This window comes from Chitinophaga eiseniae, from assembly GCF_012641265.1.
Taxonomy (GTDB): Bacteria; Bacteroidota; Bacteroidia; order Chitinophagales; family Chitinophagaceae; genus Chitinophaga; species Chitinophaga eiseniae_A.
This window is the reverse complement of sequence record NZ_JABAHZ010000001.1, coordinates 99190-116085: the sequence shown is the minus strand read 5'-3', so window position 1 is coordinate 116085 and position 16896 is coordinate 99190. Positions and strand designations below refer to the sequence as shown.

General features: G+C 50.0%; 13 protein-coding genes. 9 read left to right on the top strand and 4 right to left on the bottom strand.

All coding sequences use genetic code 11. The features are described 5' to 3' along the window. The first annotated feature begins 25 nt into the window (after nt 1-25). From HGH91_RS00470 to HGH91_RS00440, 7 genes are all read left to right on the top strand, one after another. The gene (locus tag HGH91_RS00470; protein ID WP_168736511.1) at nt 26-1333 is read left to right on the top strand and encodes an SWIM zinc finger domain-containing protein; all 1308 of its coding nucleotides are present in this window, start codon (nt 26-28) and stop codon (nt 1331-1333) included. Continuing rightward, complete coding sequence (locus HGH91_RS00465) at nt 1333-2787, top strand: DUF5691 domain-containing protein (protein WP_168736510.1); 1455 nt, start codon at nt 1333-1335, stop codon at nt 2785-2787. The genes HGH91_RS00470 and HGH91_RS00465 overlap by 1 nt, the downstream gene beginning before the upstream one ends. 23 nt (nt 2788-2810) lie before the next feature. Continuing rightward, nucleotides 2811-3890 (top strand): ATP-binding protein, encoded by a 1080-nt coding sequence (locus HGH91_RS00460; protein ID WP_168736509.1) that lies wholly within the window; start codon nt 2811-2813, stop codon nt 3888-3890. A gap of 127 nt (nt 3891-4017) precedes the next feature. After that, entirely contained in the window at nt 4018-6393 is a 2376-nt protein-coding gene (locus tag HGH91_RS00455) for a DUF5682 family protein (RefSeq protein WP_168736508.1), read from the top strand. Beyond that, complete coding sequence (locus HGH91_RS00450; protein WP_168736507.1) at nt 6383-7522, top strand: VWA domain-containing protein; 1140 nt, start codon at nt 6383-6385, stop codon at nt 7520-7522. Before HGH91_RS00455 ends, HGH91_RS00450 begins: the two co-directional genes overlap by 11 nt. A gap of 67 nt (nt 7523-7589) precedes the next feature. After that, nucleotides 7590-10439 (top strand): DUF4132 domain-containing protein, encoded by a 2850-nt coding sequence (locus HGH91_RS00445; RefSeq protein WP_168736506.1) that lies wholly within the window; start codon nt 7590-7592, stop codon nt 10437-10439. A gap of 66 nt (nt 10440-10505) precedes the next feature. After that, entirely contained in the window at nt 10506-12098 is a 1593-nt protein-coding gene (locus HGH91_RS00440; RefSeq protein WP_168736505.1) for a beta-N-acetylhexosaminidase, read from the top strand. Between the two features lie 115 nt (nt 12099-12213). On the opposite strand, the gene HGH91_RS00435 is transcribed toward HGH91_RS00440, so the two are convergent. Further along, nucleotides 12214-12840, bottom strand: a complete 627-nt coding sequence (locus HGH91_RS00435; RefSeq protein ID WP_168736504.1) for a PliI family lysozyme inhibitor of I-type lysozyme — start codon at nt 12838-12840, stop codon at nt 12214-12216. Further along, on the bottom strand, nt 12840-13013 hold the full coding sequence (locus HGH91_RS00430; protein ID WP_168736503.1) for a hypothetical protein: 174 nt from the start codon (nt 13011-13013) through the stop codon (nt 12840-12842). The genes HGH91_RS00435 and HGH91_RS00430 overlap by 1 nt, the downstream gene beginning before the upstream one ends. Nucleotides 13014-13271: 258 nt before the next feature. Here HGH91_RS00430 and HGH91_RS00425 point away from each other — a divergent pair, with 258 nt between their 5' ends. Further along, nucleotides 13272-13517 carry a hypothetical protein gene (locus HGH91_RS00425; RefSeq protein WP_168736502.1) on the top strand — a complete coding sequence of 82 codons (246 nt, stop codon included), beginning with the start codon at nt 13272-13274 and terminating at the stop codon, nt 13515-13517. Nucleotides 13518-13576: 59 nt separating this feature from the next. On the opposite strand, the gene HGH91_RS00420 is transcribed toward HGH91_RS00425, so the two are convergent. Both HGH91_RS00420 and HGH91_RS00415 read right to left on the bottom strand, forming a co-directional pair. Beyond that, nucleotides 13577-14440 (bottom strand): pirin family protein, encoded by an 864-nt coding sequence (locus HGH91_RS00420; RefSeq protein ID WP_168736501.1) that lies wholly within the window; start codon nt 14438-14440, stop codon nt 13577-13579. 9 nt (nt 14441-14449) lie between these two features. Next, nucleotides 14450-15736 carry a hemolysin family protein gene (locus tag HGH91_RS00415; protein WP_168736500.1) on the bottom strand — a complete coding sequence of 429 codons (1287 nt, stop codon included), beginning with the start codon at nt 15734-15736 and terminating at the stop codon, nt 14450-14452. A 176-nt stretch (nt 15737-15912) separates the two neighbouring features. On the opposite strand from HGH91_RS00415, the gene HGH91_RS00410 reads away from it, so the two are divergent. Further along, nucleotides 15913-16890 (top strand): sulfite exporter TauE/SafE family protein, encoded by a 978-nt coding sequence (locus HGH91_RS00410; RefSeq protein ID WP_168736499.1) that lies wholly within the window; start codon nt 15913-15915, stop codon nt 16888-16890. Nucleotides 16891-16896 lie beyond the last annotated feature (6 nt).

Sequence of the window (16896 nt, the reverse complement as noted above, 5' to 3'; positions counted from 1 at the left end):
ATTTGTGGCTTAAATCGTTAATCCATTGAACCTATCCGACGAACAAGTGCTGGCCATGGGGCCTGACGATTCCTCCCGTAAATCGGGGAAAGACCTGGCCAATCCGGCTAAATGGGTGAGTAAGGGCGTTGGCGAACATGCATTGTGGGGCGAGTGCCAGGGCAGCGGCAGTAAACCCTACCAGACACAGATAGATACCGGCAACATGGCATTCAAGTGCAGTTGTCCCAGTCGTAAATTTCCCTGTAAACATGGTTTGGGGTTGCTACTCCTTTATTCCCGGCAACCCGGTTCTTTCGATACCCAGACACCGCCTGCCTGGGTGAGTGACTGGCTGGCCAAGCGCGCGGAGCGCGACGAGAAAAAAGCGGTGCCCACGACAGAGAAAACAACCGATACAGCGGCGCAGGCCAAACGGCAGCAGGCCCGTCAACAGAAGGTAACCGATGGTACTGATGAATTGCTTCGCTGGATCAAGCACCTGGTATACAACGGCATACTGGATCTCCCCGAAAAAGATTTTTCCTTCTTCGAAAATATGATCCGCCGTATGGTGGATGCCCAAGCCCCCGGCCTGGCCGCCATGATGCGGGAGCTGGCAGACATCAGCTATTTCCATGATGGCTGGCAAACCGTTTTCCTGAACCAGCTACTGCGTATTTACCTCGTTATCCAGGGCTACCGGCACCAGGATCAGCTACCTGCGGCATTGCAGCAGGATCTGCGCGCCCTGATTGGCTTTTCTCAATCGCAGGAAGAGCTGAAAGCGCAGACCGGGATTGCTGATACCTGGCAGGTATTGGGGAAACAAACCAGCGAAGAAGACAGGCTGGTAACAGAACGGTACTGGCTATACGGCATTCATACGCGGCGCAGTGCCCTGATCCTGCAATTCTTTGTCCGCGGCCAACAGGCGGCGGCTGTTCCGCTGACGCCCGGCACCTGCCTGGAGGCAGAACTGGTGTATTATCCTTCTGCAGCACCGCTGCGGGCATTGATCAAGCAACAAATCCAGGTACCGATGAATCATACCTTCCAGGGCCTGGAAGGCTGGCAGGAAGTGGTACAGGCGCAAACCAATATAGGAAGCGTATTTCCCCTGTATAACGACCAGGTATATACGATAACGGCCCTCACGCCGGTATGGTACCAGGAACAATGGTGGCTGCAGGATGGCCGGCAACAGCTGATGCCCATTAAGAAAGGGTTTCCGCATATCTGGAAACTGCTGGCTTTCAGCGGCGGCGCCCCCCTGCCCATGGCCGTTACCGGTCGCGAAAAGCAGTACGAACCCCTGGGAGTCTGGCATGAACAGGAATACAAAATATTATAATGGAGCATTGGAACAACATCATTAATACTGTGTTGCTGGGTACCGCCAAAAAACCGGCCGACAAGCAGGGCTTAACGGGCCCGCTGGAACAGGCTGCCGACGGTATACTGGGCAATCCCGCACTGGATCGGGAAGATCAGTTCCTGCACCTGGCATCGGTGATTTATAATTACCGGCAGTGCGGCACACAGGCCATTACAGCCAATGTGCCACCTATGCCCGTTGCACCACCGGAAACGAAACGTTATTGTCCCCCCGCCGCGGTGAGGGTATTACAATCAGTGCTGGAAACCGATAGCATACAGCTGGCACAACTCTGGCTGGAATACTGTACCAAAGCCAATTTGCTGCTACCGCCGGCACAGCTTCCGGTAATGCTCGACAAAGCCTGGAAAAACAAATCGCTGCGGGTACTCGCCGCAGCAGCCGGCGGATACCGGGCAGAATGGCTGGGACAATTTAACCCCGACTGGAACTTCTCCCGGGTGGCAGATACCATCGAAGAAAGGTGGCAGAACGGTGCTACCGCACAACGGGTGGAAGCCTTAAAAGAATTACGTATAACCGATCCCGTAATGGCCCGTACCTGGTTACAGCAATCCTGGGCGAAAGAAAGTGCTACTGTAAAAACAGAACTGCTGGGGGTACTGGAACAAGCCATTGATCCGGATGATGTTCCCTGGCTGGAATCGCTCAGCGGCGAAAAAAGCAAACAGGTAAAAGAAGCCCTGATACACCTGCTGAAAAAACAATCGTCGTCTTCCTTACAGACACAATACTGGCAGGTAGTATCAGCAGCAGTGCAACTACGCCCGGATGGCGCCGTAGATGTAATGGCGCCCGTCATTAAAGATGATGACATTTTTCAAAGTGGTATAGAAAAGCTCAGCAACAATAAAAAAATATCGGATGACCAGCACATCCTGCTCCAGTTGATCAGCCTTATACATCCTGCTCAATGGGAACTCCATTTCGGTAAAACCACAGCGGAAGTGATGCAGCTATTCCAGCAACAGGCAGCGCTGCAAATTTTTATTCCGTCCCTCGTACAAGCCATTGTATGGTTTGAAGACCAGCAGCGCGCTATGACGTTTATACAACACAGTGAGGTGTTTTATATCGATCTGATTCCTTTGTTGCCAGTGGAACAACAACAGCTGCTCAGTGAAAAATATTTCGATGAGCAGCCGGAAACGATCATCAAATATGCGGCCGACAGCCCGGAAGAATGGAGTATGCCGTTATGCACCCGCATTATGCGATATGCGGCCACGCAGCCATATACGTATAACCAGCTATTTATGAGTAATGTGGTTCGACAGATACCAGTGGCCATAGCAGGCAAACTGGACGATATCAATGCCACCGAAACTTATCATACCGGCTACTGGAATAATATCAAGGCTCACCTGGCCAGGCTGTTGCACGCCAAAAGCCTGATTAATACACTTTAACAACAACGCTTAACAAACATACCATGTCAGACATTTTACGCTATCATGCAGAACAACTCTTCGCAGAAGAACTGGAAGAACTCCGGAAACAGGATACCGGGAAACGCCCGCATAACTGGCTGTTAACACCCCAGTCTGTAGTAACCTACCTGGTAGGCGGAAAATTGAAAAACGGATTTGACGTAACTCCTAAATATATTGGCAGTAAGCGCCTCATGGAAATAGCCGTGGCTACACTGGCTACCGACCGGGCCTTATTGCTTTATGGCTTGCCCGGCACCGCCAAAAGCTGGGTGAGTGAACACCTGGCCGCCGCCATCAGTGGCGATTCCACCATGATCATACAGGGCACGGCCGGCACCAGTGAAGAAAGTATCCGGTACGGCTGGAACTATGCCCGCCTGCTGGCAGAGGGACCTTCCCGTAATGCACTGGTGGAAACACCGGTGATGCGGGCCATGCAGGATGGAAAAATTGCCCGCATAGAAGAGCTGACCCGTATCGGGGCAGATGTGCAGGATAGCCTTATCACGATCCTGTCGGAAAAAACATTGCCGATCCCCGAACTGAATACCGAAGTACAGGCCAATAAAGGCTTTAACGTGATTGCCACCGCCAACAACCGCGACAAGGGAGTGAATGAATTATCCAGCGCCCTAAAACGTAGGTTCAATACCGTTATACTCCCTGTACCGGATTCTATGGAAGAAGAAATAGATATTGTAAGGAGAAGAGTAGAAAGTTTTGAAAAGACCATGGATCTTCCAGCAGAGAAGCCTGCACTGGAGGAAATACGCCGTATCGTGACCATTTTCCGGGAACTGCGCAATGGCGTAACGCTGGATGGCAAAACGAAATTAAAATCCCCCGGCAGTACCCTCAGCACCGCAGAAGCTATTTCTGTCGTAAACAATGGATTGGCATTGGCCGCCTACTTTGGCGATGGCACCCTAAACGCCGCGGATCTGGCCGCAGGCGTTATCGGCGCTGTGGTGAAAGACCCGGTACAGGATAAACTGGTATGGCAGGAATATCTTGAAACCGTTGTGAAAACAAGGGAAGACTGGAAAGATGTATACCGCGCCTGCAGGGATCTGGCGTAGAAAGCTAAAAGCCCAAAGCAGAAAGCACCAGTTACAATGAAACCAACCATGTAAACGAGTCAAAAGCCTTATGCTTTTAGCTTTCTGCCTTCGGCTCCTTCATTACTTAACGATCTAACATAGACATATGTCTGTACATATTTTAGGTATCCGGCACCATGGGCCTGGTTCTGCCAGGAACGTGAAAGCATTCCTGGAGGAGTTGCAACCGGATATTGTGCTGATAGAGGGGCCTCCCGAAGCCGATACGCTGCTGTCGTGGGCGGGGCATGACGACTTACAGCCGCCGGTAGCCATCCTGGCCTGGCAGCCGGATAATCCGCGGAAAGCGTGTTTCTATCCTTTTGCCACCTTCTCGCCCGAGTGGCAGGCCATGCTATATGCAAAAGAACATCGTATCCATGCCCGGTTAATGGACCTGCCCCTGGCGCATGTATTCGGACTGGAAAATGAAGCGGCGGCGAAAGCGGCGGCCGCCAATGAGGGCGCTGAGGGAAAAAACAACACGGACGATATTAAGGGAGATAACGGGGATGAAAAAGCACTGCTGAACAACGCCCGTCAATCTGCCCGTGGAACCAGGCAGCATGCCCGCCAGGATAATATAGCAGAGGATGACGAGATAATCCCTTTCCCGGTGAGGCGGGATCCTATTTCCCACCTGGCTGCCGCCGCAGGCTACGATGACGGAGAAAGATGGTGGGAACATATGTTTGAATACCGCCAGCAACAGGAACAGGTATTTGAGGCGGTGAATGATGCCATGCAGGCGCTCCGCGAAGAGTTACCCCAGCCAGATAACCAGCAGGAACGACTGCGGGAAGCCTGGATGCGAAAATGTATCCGTGCTGCCGAAAAGGAAATGTTTCAGCGGATAGCCGTCATCTGCGGCGCCTGGCACGGTCCGGCGCTGCAAAATATGCCTAAGCAAAAAGAAGACAACGACCTGTTGAAAGGCTTACCCAAAGCCAAAGTAGCCACCACCTGGATACCCTGGACCTATAGCCGTTTGAGTTATGAAAGCGGCTATGGTGCAGGCATTCCTTCCCCCGGCTGGTATGAGCATATCTGGGAACATCCCACCGATGATAGCACCCGCTGGATGGCCCTGGTAGCAAAGCTTTTCAGGGAACAGCAACAGGATACCTCCGTGGCACATGTAATGGAAGCAGTACGGCTGGCCAATGCGCTTGCTGCGCTGCGCCAATATTCCCGCCCGGGACTGGAAGAGCTGAACGAGGCTACGCTGAGCGTGCTATGTAACGGGGAATCAGTGCTAATGCAGCTAATCAGGGATCAACTGATCATACGCAACCGCATCGGTAAGGTGCCCCATGAAGTGCCGGCTCCTCCCCTGCAATCTGATATTGCACAATGGCAGAAGAAACTGCGGCTACCGCAAACAGCCGATTTCAAAGACTATCAACTCGACCTGCGTAAGGAGAATGACCTGGAACGCAGTATCTTCCTGCACCGGTTACAACTGCTGGAAATCCGTTGGGGAACCATGCAGGAAGTGACGGGCAAGGGAACCTTTAAAGAGCAGTGGCGCCTGCAATGGGATCCCTCCTATTCCATCGACATTATCGAAAAAGGCAGTTGGGGAAATACAGTAGCCGAAGCGGCTTCCAGCTATGTGATAGATACGGCCCATCATACGGGCACCCTGCAGCAGGTATGCCAAATGCTGGAATCAGCCATACCGGCCGAACTACCGGCGGTGGTAGATGTATTGATACATCGTATCAATAACCTCGCAGCCACTTCCGGAGATGTGTTGCAGCTGATGCAGGTAATTCCCCCGCTGGTGAATATCAGCAAATTCGGGAACGTACGTAAAACAGATGCCGAACTGGTGAATGGTATTATTGAGAGCATGATAGACCGTATCTGCATCAGTTTACCCGCCGCCAGTACCTCCATTACAGAAGATGCTGCGCTGGCCTTACTGGAACTCTTCTATGGTATGAATGATGCCATCGGGTTGCTGCAACACGCGGCGCTAACCGGCTCCTGGCATCATACTTTACAGGTCATTGCCGGTAATCGCCAGTCGGCCCCCATGATAGCAGGCTATGCTACCCGCCTGTTGTTTGATGCCCGGATATTAAGGGGAGAACCTTTACTGCAGGGTTTCAGTGTAGCGATGTCGGTGGCCAATCCACCGGCGGTAGCTGCTTCCTGGCTGGAAGGCTTCCTCAAGGGCAGCGGCACCTTGCTGCTACTGGACGAATCGCTGTGGGGAATGGTGTACAGCTGGGTTTCTCAGCTGGAAAATGATATTTTCATCCAGGTATTGCCGTTATTACGCCGCACCTTTTCTAACTTTACAGCCCCGGAAAGGAAAAAACTGGGTGCTAAAGTGAAACAGGGCGGTAGCGATACCTCCGTTAAAATAGTAGCAACAGGAGATACAGATGCAGCACGGGGAGAACAGGGCATACCGGTGGTAATGCAAATGCTGGGATTGGTTGACTCAAAATTGTTAGCAGATGGAGCATGAAGAACAGGTTCGCAGATGGCGGTTGGTGTTGGGAGGTACAGAAAATGACGGCACTGCTTATTCGTTGGATAAAACGGATCTGCAAATCGACAAAACACTGGAGGCATTGTACGACAGTACGAAGCGGGGTGGCCTTGGCCCGTCATCGCCCAATGTAAGCCGTTGGCTGGGCGATATACGCAACTACTTCCCTTCCTCTGTAGTACAGGTCATGCAGCAGGATGCACTGAAACGCCTGAATCTTACCCAGATGCTCTTTGAAAAAGAGATGCTGGAGAACGTGGAAACAGATGTACACCTGGTGGCTACGCTGATGACCCTCAGCCGGGTAATACCGGAGAAAACCAAAGATACCGCCAGGCAGGTGGTAAAAAAAGTAGTGGATGAACTAATGAAAAAGCTGTCCCAGCCCACTCAACAGGCCATCAATGGCAGCTTAAACAGGAGTACACGCAACCATCGTCCGCGCCATCATGAAATCAACTGGCACCTGACGATACAGAAAAACCTCCGGCATTACCAGCCCGACTATAAAACAATTATCCCGGAAACATTAATAGGCTACGGCCGGAAGCGTTCTGCGCTGAAAGAAGTAGTATTGTGCCTGGATCAAAGTGGTTCTATGGGAACATCTGTCGTATATTCCGGTATCTTTGGCGCTGTGATGGCCTCCATCCCGGCGTTGAAAACACAGATGGTGGTATTTGACACCGCAGTAGCGGACCTGACAGAAGAGCTGAATGACCCGGTAGACCTGCTCTTTGGCGTACAGCTGGGCGGGGGAACCGATATCAACGCCGCGTTGAAATATTGCAGCCAGATCATTTCCCGCCCTACCGATACGGTATTGGTATTGGTAACCGACCTGATGGAAGGCGGCGATGAAATGGGCATGAGGAAACGCTTTGTAGAGCTGCATGCTGCCGGTGTGCAAGTGATCGTTTTGCTGGCGCTAAACGACGAAGGAGCACCGAGCTATGACCAGGAAAATGCGCAGTTCCTCGCGGGACTGGGCATCCCGGTGTTTGCCTGCTCGCCGGACAAATTCCCGGATATGATGGCCATGGCGCTGAGTAAACAGGATGTGGCGCAATGGGCCGCAAAAGAAGATATTGTGCTGAAAAAATAATTGAATCTATCTATACCTTATGCCGTACAAAAAGGAAACGATACTACCTCTGCTTGAAAAACTGAACTTGACTAACTATGAAAACAATGAATCTTTACGGTCCGGGGTAGATTTCCTTACTGGTGTAACCTTTCAGCCACCCATCTTCACAGATGAACATGCGGATACACCCGGGTTATTTATTGCACTATTGCAGGTACCAGAGCTATGGGACGATAACGACCGGCTGGTACTGCAACTTATTTCTGCGCCTAATACCTGGGCCAGGTGCCAGGACCGGTTCCTGCGCACGATTGTACCCATGATGGACATGCCGGGCACTTCTTCGTCTATCGTACTGCGATTCAGTTATTTTACCAGCTTCCTGCAACAGCGGGGCTATACGCCGGAAGAGATAGGCTCCCGCCTGATCAGCTATTCCGGCGATGGACATAACTTTGACCTGGCTCCGCTGAAATTTACGCCACTGCGTAAGTTTTTGCAAGACCTGATGAAGAGTGCAGACCCTCATGTGGTAGATGCATACCTCCATACCTGGAGAGACAAGCCCTGGAATTCCCTGTTTTATCGCCTGCTCGCCAAGGCCCATCCCGAAAGGGAAATGGAATACCTGGAAAACAGGTTGCTGCGAGGCGACACGCTGGCAGACCGGTATGAACTGAGCCGGGTATTGCTGCAAAACAATGCACAGAAATATGTCGACCTGGTGGCCCGTGTCACGGGAACATTCACAGCAGATCAGCAATACGCTGCTGCCTTATTGGGCTATCACCTGTTGGCAGCCCAATTGCCGGAGCAATATGTACCGGTATTGAAAAAAGCCGCGTACGATTTCCTGGAAGCGCCTCATAACAATATCGAAGCCCCGGCCCATAACGGTATACTGTCATCCAGTATGCCGCCACCGGTGGTACTGGCCATAAAAGACCTATTGCAATACGACCAGCCTGCGGTGTGCTCCTACCTGGGCAATTATCTTAGCGACAAGCGCTATATGCACCCGGATACCTTCCAGGTGCTGGCCGATGCGCTGAAAGAAAATGCGGTCGGCCTGTTGCTGCAGGCGCTGGACAACGATTACGATGCCAGGGTGATACTACCCGCATTGAGCCAGTTGCCCGTGTCGCTGTACATGGATCAACTCTGGCCGTTTACCCTGCACAAATTAAAATCTGTTCGTTCGCTCGTAGCCGTTATCCTGGCGGAACATCCGCTGGCATTGGAGAGAGCGGGCGAATTACTAGAGCATAAAAAGGCGGATCAGCGCCTGACAGCTGTGCAAATCCTGTGCAGATTAAATAACACCCATGCCAGAACATTACTGCAAGAGGCGGTACAGAAAGAAATAAATGATGATGCCCGCGACCTGATGTTGGAAACGCTGAATTATCCGACCGTTGAAGACGGCGACGATCTTACTGTTGTAACCCGGTTGGTAGCCTATGCCAAAAAAAGGCATAAACTCTCCCGGCCAGCGGAGAAGTGGCTGGATGACGCTTCCCTCCCATTATTATATTTACAGGATGGCCAGGCGATGAGTATCGAAATGATGCGTTTCCTGCTGTACCGCATGTCGCGGGTAAAGGAAGTACGTGCCGATATGGAAGTGAAGCCCCTCCTGCGTTTAATAGACCGTTCCCGCAGTGGGGAATTTGCTTCGGCCTTATTTCAGCAGTACCAGCAACAGGGTGGCGACGCCAGTATCCGGTACCTGCTGATTGTAGCGGCGATGCTGGGCGATGATCAGCTGGTAGAAAAGCTCAAGGACGCCATGCATTTCTGGATAGAATCCAAGCGTTTCAAAATGGCGGAACACGGCATTGCGGCGCTGGCCATGCAAGGCAGCGCCAATGCACTTCGCTTTGTAGAATTCCTGTCGCGCCGCTACCGTATCCGCAAATCGGCCGTGGGTGCAGCTGCATTGGCAACCTTGCAAAGCACCGCCGCTGAACTGGGCATCAGCATTCATGAACTGGGAGACCGTATTGCACCTGATTTCGGCTTTACCGGCATGTTTAAATATGTGGAGATAAACAACGAAACCTGGCGCGTATTTATCGATAACCACTTCAAACCTGGTTATCTCAACGAAAATAACCGGCGCTTCAAATCCATACCTACCGGTACTTCCAATGAAATGAGAGAATCATTTAAGCTGCTGGCCAAAGAAATTACCGATGCGGTAAAATCGCAGTCGCAGCGACTGGAGTATTTCCTGGTGATACAGCGTAAATGGAGCAGCCACGCATGGCGGCAACTGTTCCTGGGAAATCCATTAATGTTTGTATTCGCCCAACGGTTGCTGTGGGGATTATTTGATGAACAGGATCAGCTGATCACACCATTCTACTGCCAGGACAATATGGCCCTGCTTACAGCAGTAGATACGGAGATTACGTTGCTCGAAAATACCAGTGTACGCATCCTGCATCCCCTGATGCTGGATACAGCTACTTTACAACAGTGGCAGCATAAATTTGCAGAACGCGGTATTGAACCGGTTTTCCCTCAACTGGAAAGACCGGTAAGTGCCTTGTTGCCGCAACAGGCCTATACTACGCTGGTAGAAGATTTTGAAGATATATGGATGGAAAGCGAGGTATTGCATGCCCACATGGAACAGAAAGGTTGGAAACTGAGTGAGGGCAGCGATAGTAAATTCATGTATGCCTGGCACAAAACAGATGATGTACACCAGCTGGAAGTGGTCCTGGAGATGAATAATATTGCTGCTGCCGACCAATTGCGGTCTAAGCTGGGCAAGCTGTACTTCATCGATAAAACTAAAACATCACAACCTTGGTTCCGCAGTACAGATAAAGAAGCAGCCGACTGCCTGTTGCCGTTGAAAAACGTGCCGCCGGTATTTTATTCCGAAGCGATCACGGACATTACGATTTCCCGTGGGCAGGCATAGTTTTAAATCATGGGATTTTATTTGTATTTTATCACGGTTAATCAAGTGAACAATTAAAATCTCTGTATGTCAAAACTACGTTCCACGCTGGCAGGCGCGTTCCTGCTTTTGCTATCGGCGCGCACCACTCCGGGGCATGCCATTAACATCATTCCGCAGCCGTCGGAAGTAAAAACGTTAACCGGCACCTTTACATTATCCGGCGCCACTGCCATTATTCCTGGCAAGAGCGCCGGCGAGGCCAATCTCCTTGCATTGTCCCTACAGGAGAGTTATGGCATGGCACTTCCGCTGAAACCCAGCGCCAAAAACAATTACATCCGCCTTGCCATCAATCCCGCCCTCAAAAAAGAGCTGGGAGATGAAGGCTACCAGCTGCAGGTAAATTCCGATCATGTCGACATTACCGCCGCCACCAATACCGGCATTTTCTACGGTACCCAGTCGCTGCGCCAGCTGATCGCTACTAACGGGAACACGTATACGATAAATGCCGTTGCCATTAAAGATAAGCCCCGCTTTGGCTGGCGCGCTTTCATGCTGGATGAAGGCCGTTATTTCAAAGGCGGTGAAACCGTTAAGCGTCTGTTGGATGAAATGGCCCTGTTGAAGATGAATGTGTTTCACTGGCACCTGACAGATGACCAGGGCTGGCGCATAGAAATCAAAAAATATCCGCTGCTGACACAGGTGGGCGGCAAGCGCGACTCTACACAGATAGGCACCTGGAACAGCAAAGTATTTGACGGCAAGGTACATGAAGGCTATTATACCCAGGAGCAGATTAAAGAAATTATCAAATACGCGGCCGACCGGCATATTACGGTGGTTCCGGAAATAGAAATGCCGGGCCATTCCAGCGCCGCCATTGCGGCCTATCCCTGGCTGGGCACTACCCACCAGGCTATCAAGGTACCCACCGCCTTCGGCGTGCATTACGATGTTTTCAATGTATCTGACCCAAAAGTGATTGCCTTCCTCCAGGATGTATTACAGGAAGTGATTGCCTTATTCCCCTCTAAGGTCATTCATATCGGCGGCGACGAGGTAAGGTATGACCAATGGAAGGCTGATCCTGGCGTGAATGCTTATATGAAAGCGCAGCATCTCAACTCTCCGGCCGACCTGCAAATAGCCTTTACCAACGGTATTTCCAACTACCTGGCGGGAAAAAAACGCCGGATGACCGGCTGGAATGAAATCATGGGTAGCAAACTGCATGAATATACCGACAACAAAGACAATACAGTCACTGAAAAGCTGGCGCCAGGTACCATTGTACAATTCTGGAAAGGCGACCTGAAATTGATCAACGACGCGGTGTCCAAAGGATACGATGTAGTGAACTCCTATCATGCGCTCACTTACCTGGACTATAGCTACCAGGACATCTCGCTGGAAAAGGCATATAATTTTGATCCTATTCCTGCCGGATTAGATCCTAAATACCATGCGCAAATATTAGGTACCGGCTGCCAGATGTGGGGAGAATGGATACCCGATGTAAAATCTATGAATCGCCAGGTATTTCCGCGGTTGGCAGCCTATGCCGAAGATGGCTGGAGCCAGACGGCTAATAAGAATTTTACCCAGTTTCAGCAGGCGTTACAGTACTTCTATAACCGTTGGGACAAAGAAGCTATTGGTTATAATAAATAGAGATGAAAGCAAAAAGCGAAAAGCAAAAAGCTATTGTGAAGATTGATCTTAGCGAATATTAAAATTCGCATTGGTCATTCACTACAATAGCTTTTTGCTTTTCGCTTTCAGCTACTTACGGTTGTTGCACCATTATCAATGTATCCTGTTCCCGCTTTAGATAATATAACAGCATCCCTTGGGTATTGGAGGTAAGCGCCTCCGGATCCCCCGGTTTATACACCGGGAAACTACGTACCAGCCGGTCTCCTTTTATATAAAAAGTGTCCTCTCCTCTATAAGAGGGCAGCTCCATGGTGTCGATAGCATCGGTATTGATGCCGGTTATTTTATTGCCCAGGTTATAGGCATATATTTTCCCATAATGTCCTGTGCCTTCTGATAACGTGGAACAATAAATTTCCGGTTTGCCATCTTTATCAAGGTCGGCTATCATCACATCTTTCAGCGTTCCTTTAATATCGCGCTCCATTACGCTGTCCTGCCGCGTAGTATCCTTCTTATCCACTACAATCAGCACCAGGTTTCTGATGTTATCGTTCCCCTCTGTTCTGGCTATTATGTGCAAGCTGTCATAAGTAGTATCTTTCGTCACATTTTTCTTATTATCGGGAGAAGCAACCTCCGGGGGGGCATTGGCGGAATCATGCTGTGCCCGCTCTTTTTTATTTTGCAGGGGGCTGTTACAGGAAAAAAGAATGACCATCCATATCAGGAAGCCTGTTGTTATTTTGCTGTCCATCATCCTTGTTTTTTCTGTTTGTGTGCTTTGGTGTCTTTACTGTTATGTGTCATATCATTTCCTTTAAACACCTGTTCTTCATTCTTGCGGCTATCCAGGTGGTCCCGGATTTCCGGTTTGGGTAAATGAGGCTGTCTGCTCCGCTGGTTGTTGGCGCTATTCACGTTCTTCATAGCAAATAGATTTAAAGTAAGCAATATTTCATGCGACACAAAAGCAGTGCCCTACTCCTTTGCCCGCCTGTGGGGTGTTTGTGGGAATAATCGTGTTACCCGTGTTCCACTGATTGACGGGCAATGTCCACAGTTAACGGCTGCGGCTGGGCTAGGTGAAATAATGTATAACTTAAATATGTTCAATCGATTAGCTCAAACCAACGGGTATTTGGCAAGATATCTGCCTACGTTTTCATGAACAAAAATATTAGCATTATGAAAAACCTGCCTGCCACTATTGGCCTTGTCGTACTACTGATGCTGCTTTTTTTCTTTAAGGGAAACCCGGACCATGCAGCACAGGCCGCTCCGATAGCAACTAACGGTAGCGTTATTTCCGAAGGCGCTTTGCGTCAGTCGGTGGATACCATGCCTAAAAAGCACCACGCTGAAAAGAAGGATTGGAAGAAAAAAGGAATGGGAAAGGACACAACCTGGAGGCCCAAGAAAGATAGCGTTTAATAAGAATAAGTAAGATAGATGACTATAGTACCGAACTCCTGGCTCTTGCCAGGAGTTTTTTATTTTTCCAGGGTGCCGAATAAGCCGTTTTTATAGTCTGCTATTGCCTGGTCCACTTCTTCCGCGGTATTCATCACGAAGTTGTCTTTTGCGGCTACCGGTTCGTTGATCGGTTCGGCGCAAAGATATAACAGGCGTGTATCTTCAGCGGCGGTAATATGTATATCGCCGGCGGTATCTTCTTTATCAAATACTACCAGGTGGTACCCGGTAACATCCGTTCCGTTTACATTTATTTTGCCATCCACTACATACAATAAAGTCCAGTAGCCGGAAGTGGCCGTTAATGTTACCTGGCTACCGGCATCTACCTTTCCCCAGATAGCAGTAATGGGCGTATAGTTTTTCAGGGGGCCTTTTTTGCCTTCATAGTCACCGCCCACCAGGGTAAGGTGTACACCTTCCTTTACCGCCACAGCGGGCATTTCTGCGCCTTTAATGTATTGGTACCAGGGATTTTCACCCTTATGGGCAGCAGGCACATTAAACCATAGTTGCAGCAGTTCATAATTACCACCCTTTTCCAGGAATTCGGGGGAAGGACCTTCACTGTGGAGGATGCCTTTACCGGCAAACATCCACTGTACGTCACCACCGGTCACTGTCATAGCGTTACCGGCATTATCGCGGTGGAAGCCTTGTCCCTGCAGCATAAAGGTAACCGGGGCAAAGCCACGGTGCGGATGCGGATGCAGCCTGTCTTCCGGCGATCCCGGGGCAAAATATTTGGCCGGCATATGATGTATCACAATGAAAGGGCTGGCAAACCGGAACTGCATAGCGGGCAGCGATTGCCTGACAACCTCGGTATCCGTAATGTGTTTTTCGCGTCCTTCCAGTACGTGCAGTATCTTCTTCTCCATAAAAATTATTTAACGGATCAGTTTCAGTCTCGCTTTCTCCACGGAACTACGGAACATCTTCAGGATCAGCACTTCGTAGTTTTCGATGATGATCACTTCTCCTTCACGGGGGATATTACCATGTATGTAATTGATTAAACCGGAAAGTGTTTCATAATGTTCACTTTCAGGGAGTGGGTAAGGCAGCAGCTCATTGATGTCGGCCAGGTATTCGTGCGCGTTGACGATAAAGTTATCATCTTTTTGTTCCACGATAGGCGCCTCATGGTCGTGTTCATCCTGGATATCCCCTACCAGTTCTTCCAGGATATCTTCCATGGTCACAATCCCTTCTGTGTCGCCGAATTCGTTGGTTACAACGGCCATTTGCAGGCGTTGCAGCTGGAAAGTACGCAGGAGGTCTTTGATCTTCATGCTGTCCGGCACATAAAATACCGGCTTCATGATATCTTTTATGTTGACCAGCGTTTTCTCATGCATGCCTTTTACCACATCTTTGGTATATACCACGCCCTGGAGGTGATCGAGGGAGTTGCTGTATATAGGGTAGCGGGAATAGCCATCGCGGATAACCTGGTCTATCAATTCTGCCAGGGGCAGGTTAATGTCGAGAGCGGAAATATCTTTGCGGTGGGTAAGGATTTCCTTTACCCGGCTGTCATCGAATTCAAATACGTTCTGGATCAGTTCCCGCTCCGTTTCTTCGATAGCGCCCCCTTCCTGGCTTTCAGAGATAATCAGCTTCAGCTCTTCTTCGGAGTGAATTTCGGACTCTCCCACCGGGGTAATACCGATCAGGCGGAGGATACTATTGGCGAACCCGTTGAGCATCCAGATAAAAGGGCGGAAAATGACGAACAGCGCTCTTAACGGAACGGCTACCACCAGCGTGGTGGGTAACGGTTTACGGATGGCCATTGATTTAGGGGCCAGTTCCCCGAAAACGATATGTAAGATGGTGATAATGGTGAAGGCGATGGCCACTGCAATCACATGTACGGCAGATTCGGCGATGTGGATACCCAGTTTATCCATTACCGTGAGTACAATTGTAGTCATTACAGACTCGCCCACCCAGCCCAGGCCCAGGGAAGCCAGGGTAATGCCCAGCTGGGTAGCAGCCAGGTACCCGTCCAGGTTACTTAATATACTCTTGGCCGCCGCGGTGGTTCTCTTCCCCGCACCGCCCTTGCTGGCGATTTGGGAGGAACGTACTTTGACAATGGCAAATTCCGCCGCTACAAAGAATCCGTTTAAAAGCACTAATATAATGGTCCAGAAAAGTTGCCAAAGCATGTAGTTCGTAAATTGGTTCGCAACCCCAAATATAGGTAAATCAATTTTTATACGTTGTTGCTATTTTATGAATAACTTATTTATTGACGGTCGGGGGCTATTTTTTTTTAAATAGTCTACTTATTTCATAGAGTTTATGTATTTTGTGGTGAATTAAGGCAGGCATATCATAAAAAATGGAGAAAGATACTACTACCCTGGTTGCCCCTGCAGCCAATATCACAGCGGAATCGAAGGCGGTAGCGCCAAAAGGAAACGGCATCAATACCGAAAGCAGCACGTTTAGACAACAACGCTGGATATACGGGTTGGCCGGACTACTGCTCCTGGTAACGGGATTGGGCATTGCCTGGTGGCAGTCGCCCGATTTTCGCGTATATGTAGAAGATGTCCCTCCTACTTTCTATTACTTCCTCATTGCCGGGTTTATTTTTGCCATGATCGATGGCGCCATTGGCATGTCGTATGGTATTACGTCTACTACCTTTTCGTTGTCGATGGGGATACCGCCGGCATCGGCCAGTACGGCGGTGCATATTTCGGAAATCCTGAGTTGCGGCATTGCCGGCTGGATGCACCTGAGAATGGGAAATGTCAACAAGAAACTCTTTAAACTCCTGATATTACCGGGTATTGCCGGCGCGGTGATCGGGGCCTACCTGCTATCCTCGCTCGAACATTACGCACAATATACCAAACCCCTGGTATCCTTATATACCCTGATCCTCGGAACCGTGATCCTGAAACGGGCTATCCAGGCGCAGCGGAAAAAGGTAGTGGCTAAAAAAATAAAACGTATCGGTTTCCTGGGATTTGGAGGTGGTTTTATAGATGCCATTGGTGGCGGAGGCTGGGGCTCTATCGTATTATCCTCGCTCATTGCCGGCGGCAGGCATCCCCGCTTTTCGTTAGGCACGGTAAAGGCTACCCGCTTTTTTATTGCCATGCTCAGTTCCCTCACATTTGTTACGGTACTTTCTCACGTACACTGGGATGCTGTACTGGGCCTGGTATTGGGCAGCGCCATTGCTTCCCCCATTGCAGCCCGGGTATCCAATAAAATTTCCGCTAAAACCATTATGGTGGCCGTGGCTGTAATTGTGATCCTGGTGAGTATGAAGAGCATTTACACCTTTGTGGGAAAAATCATATAGTCCTCA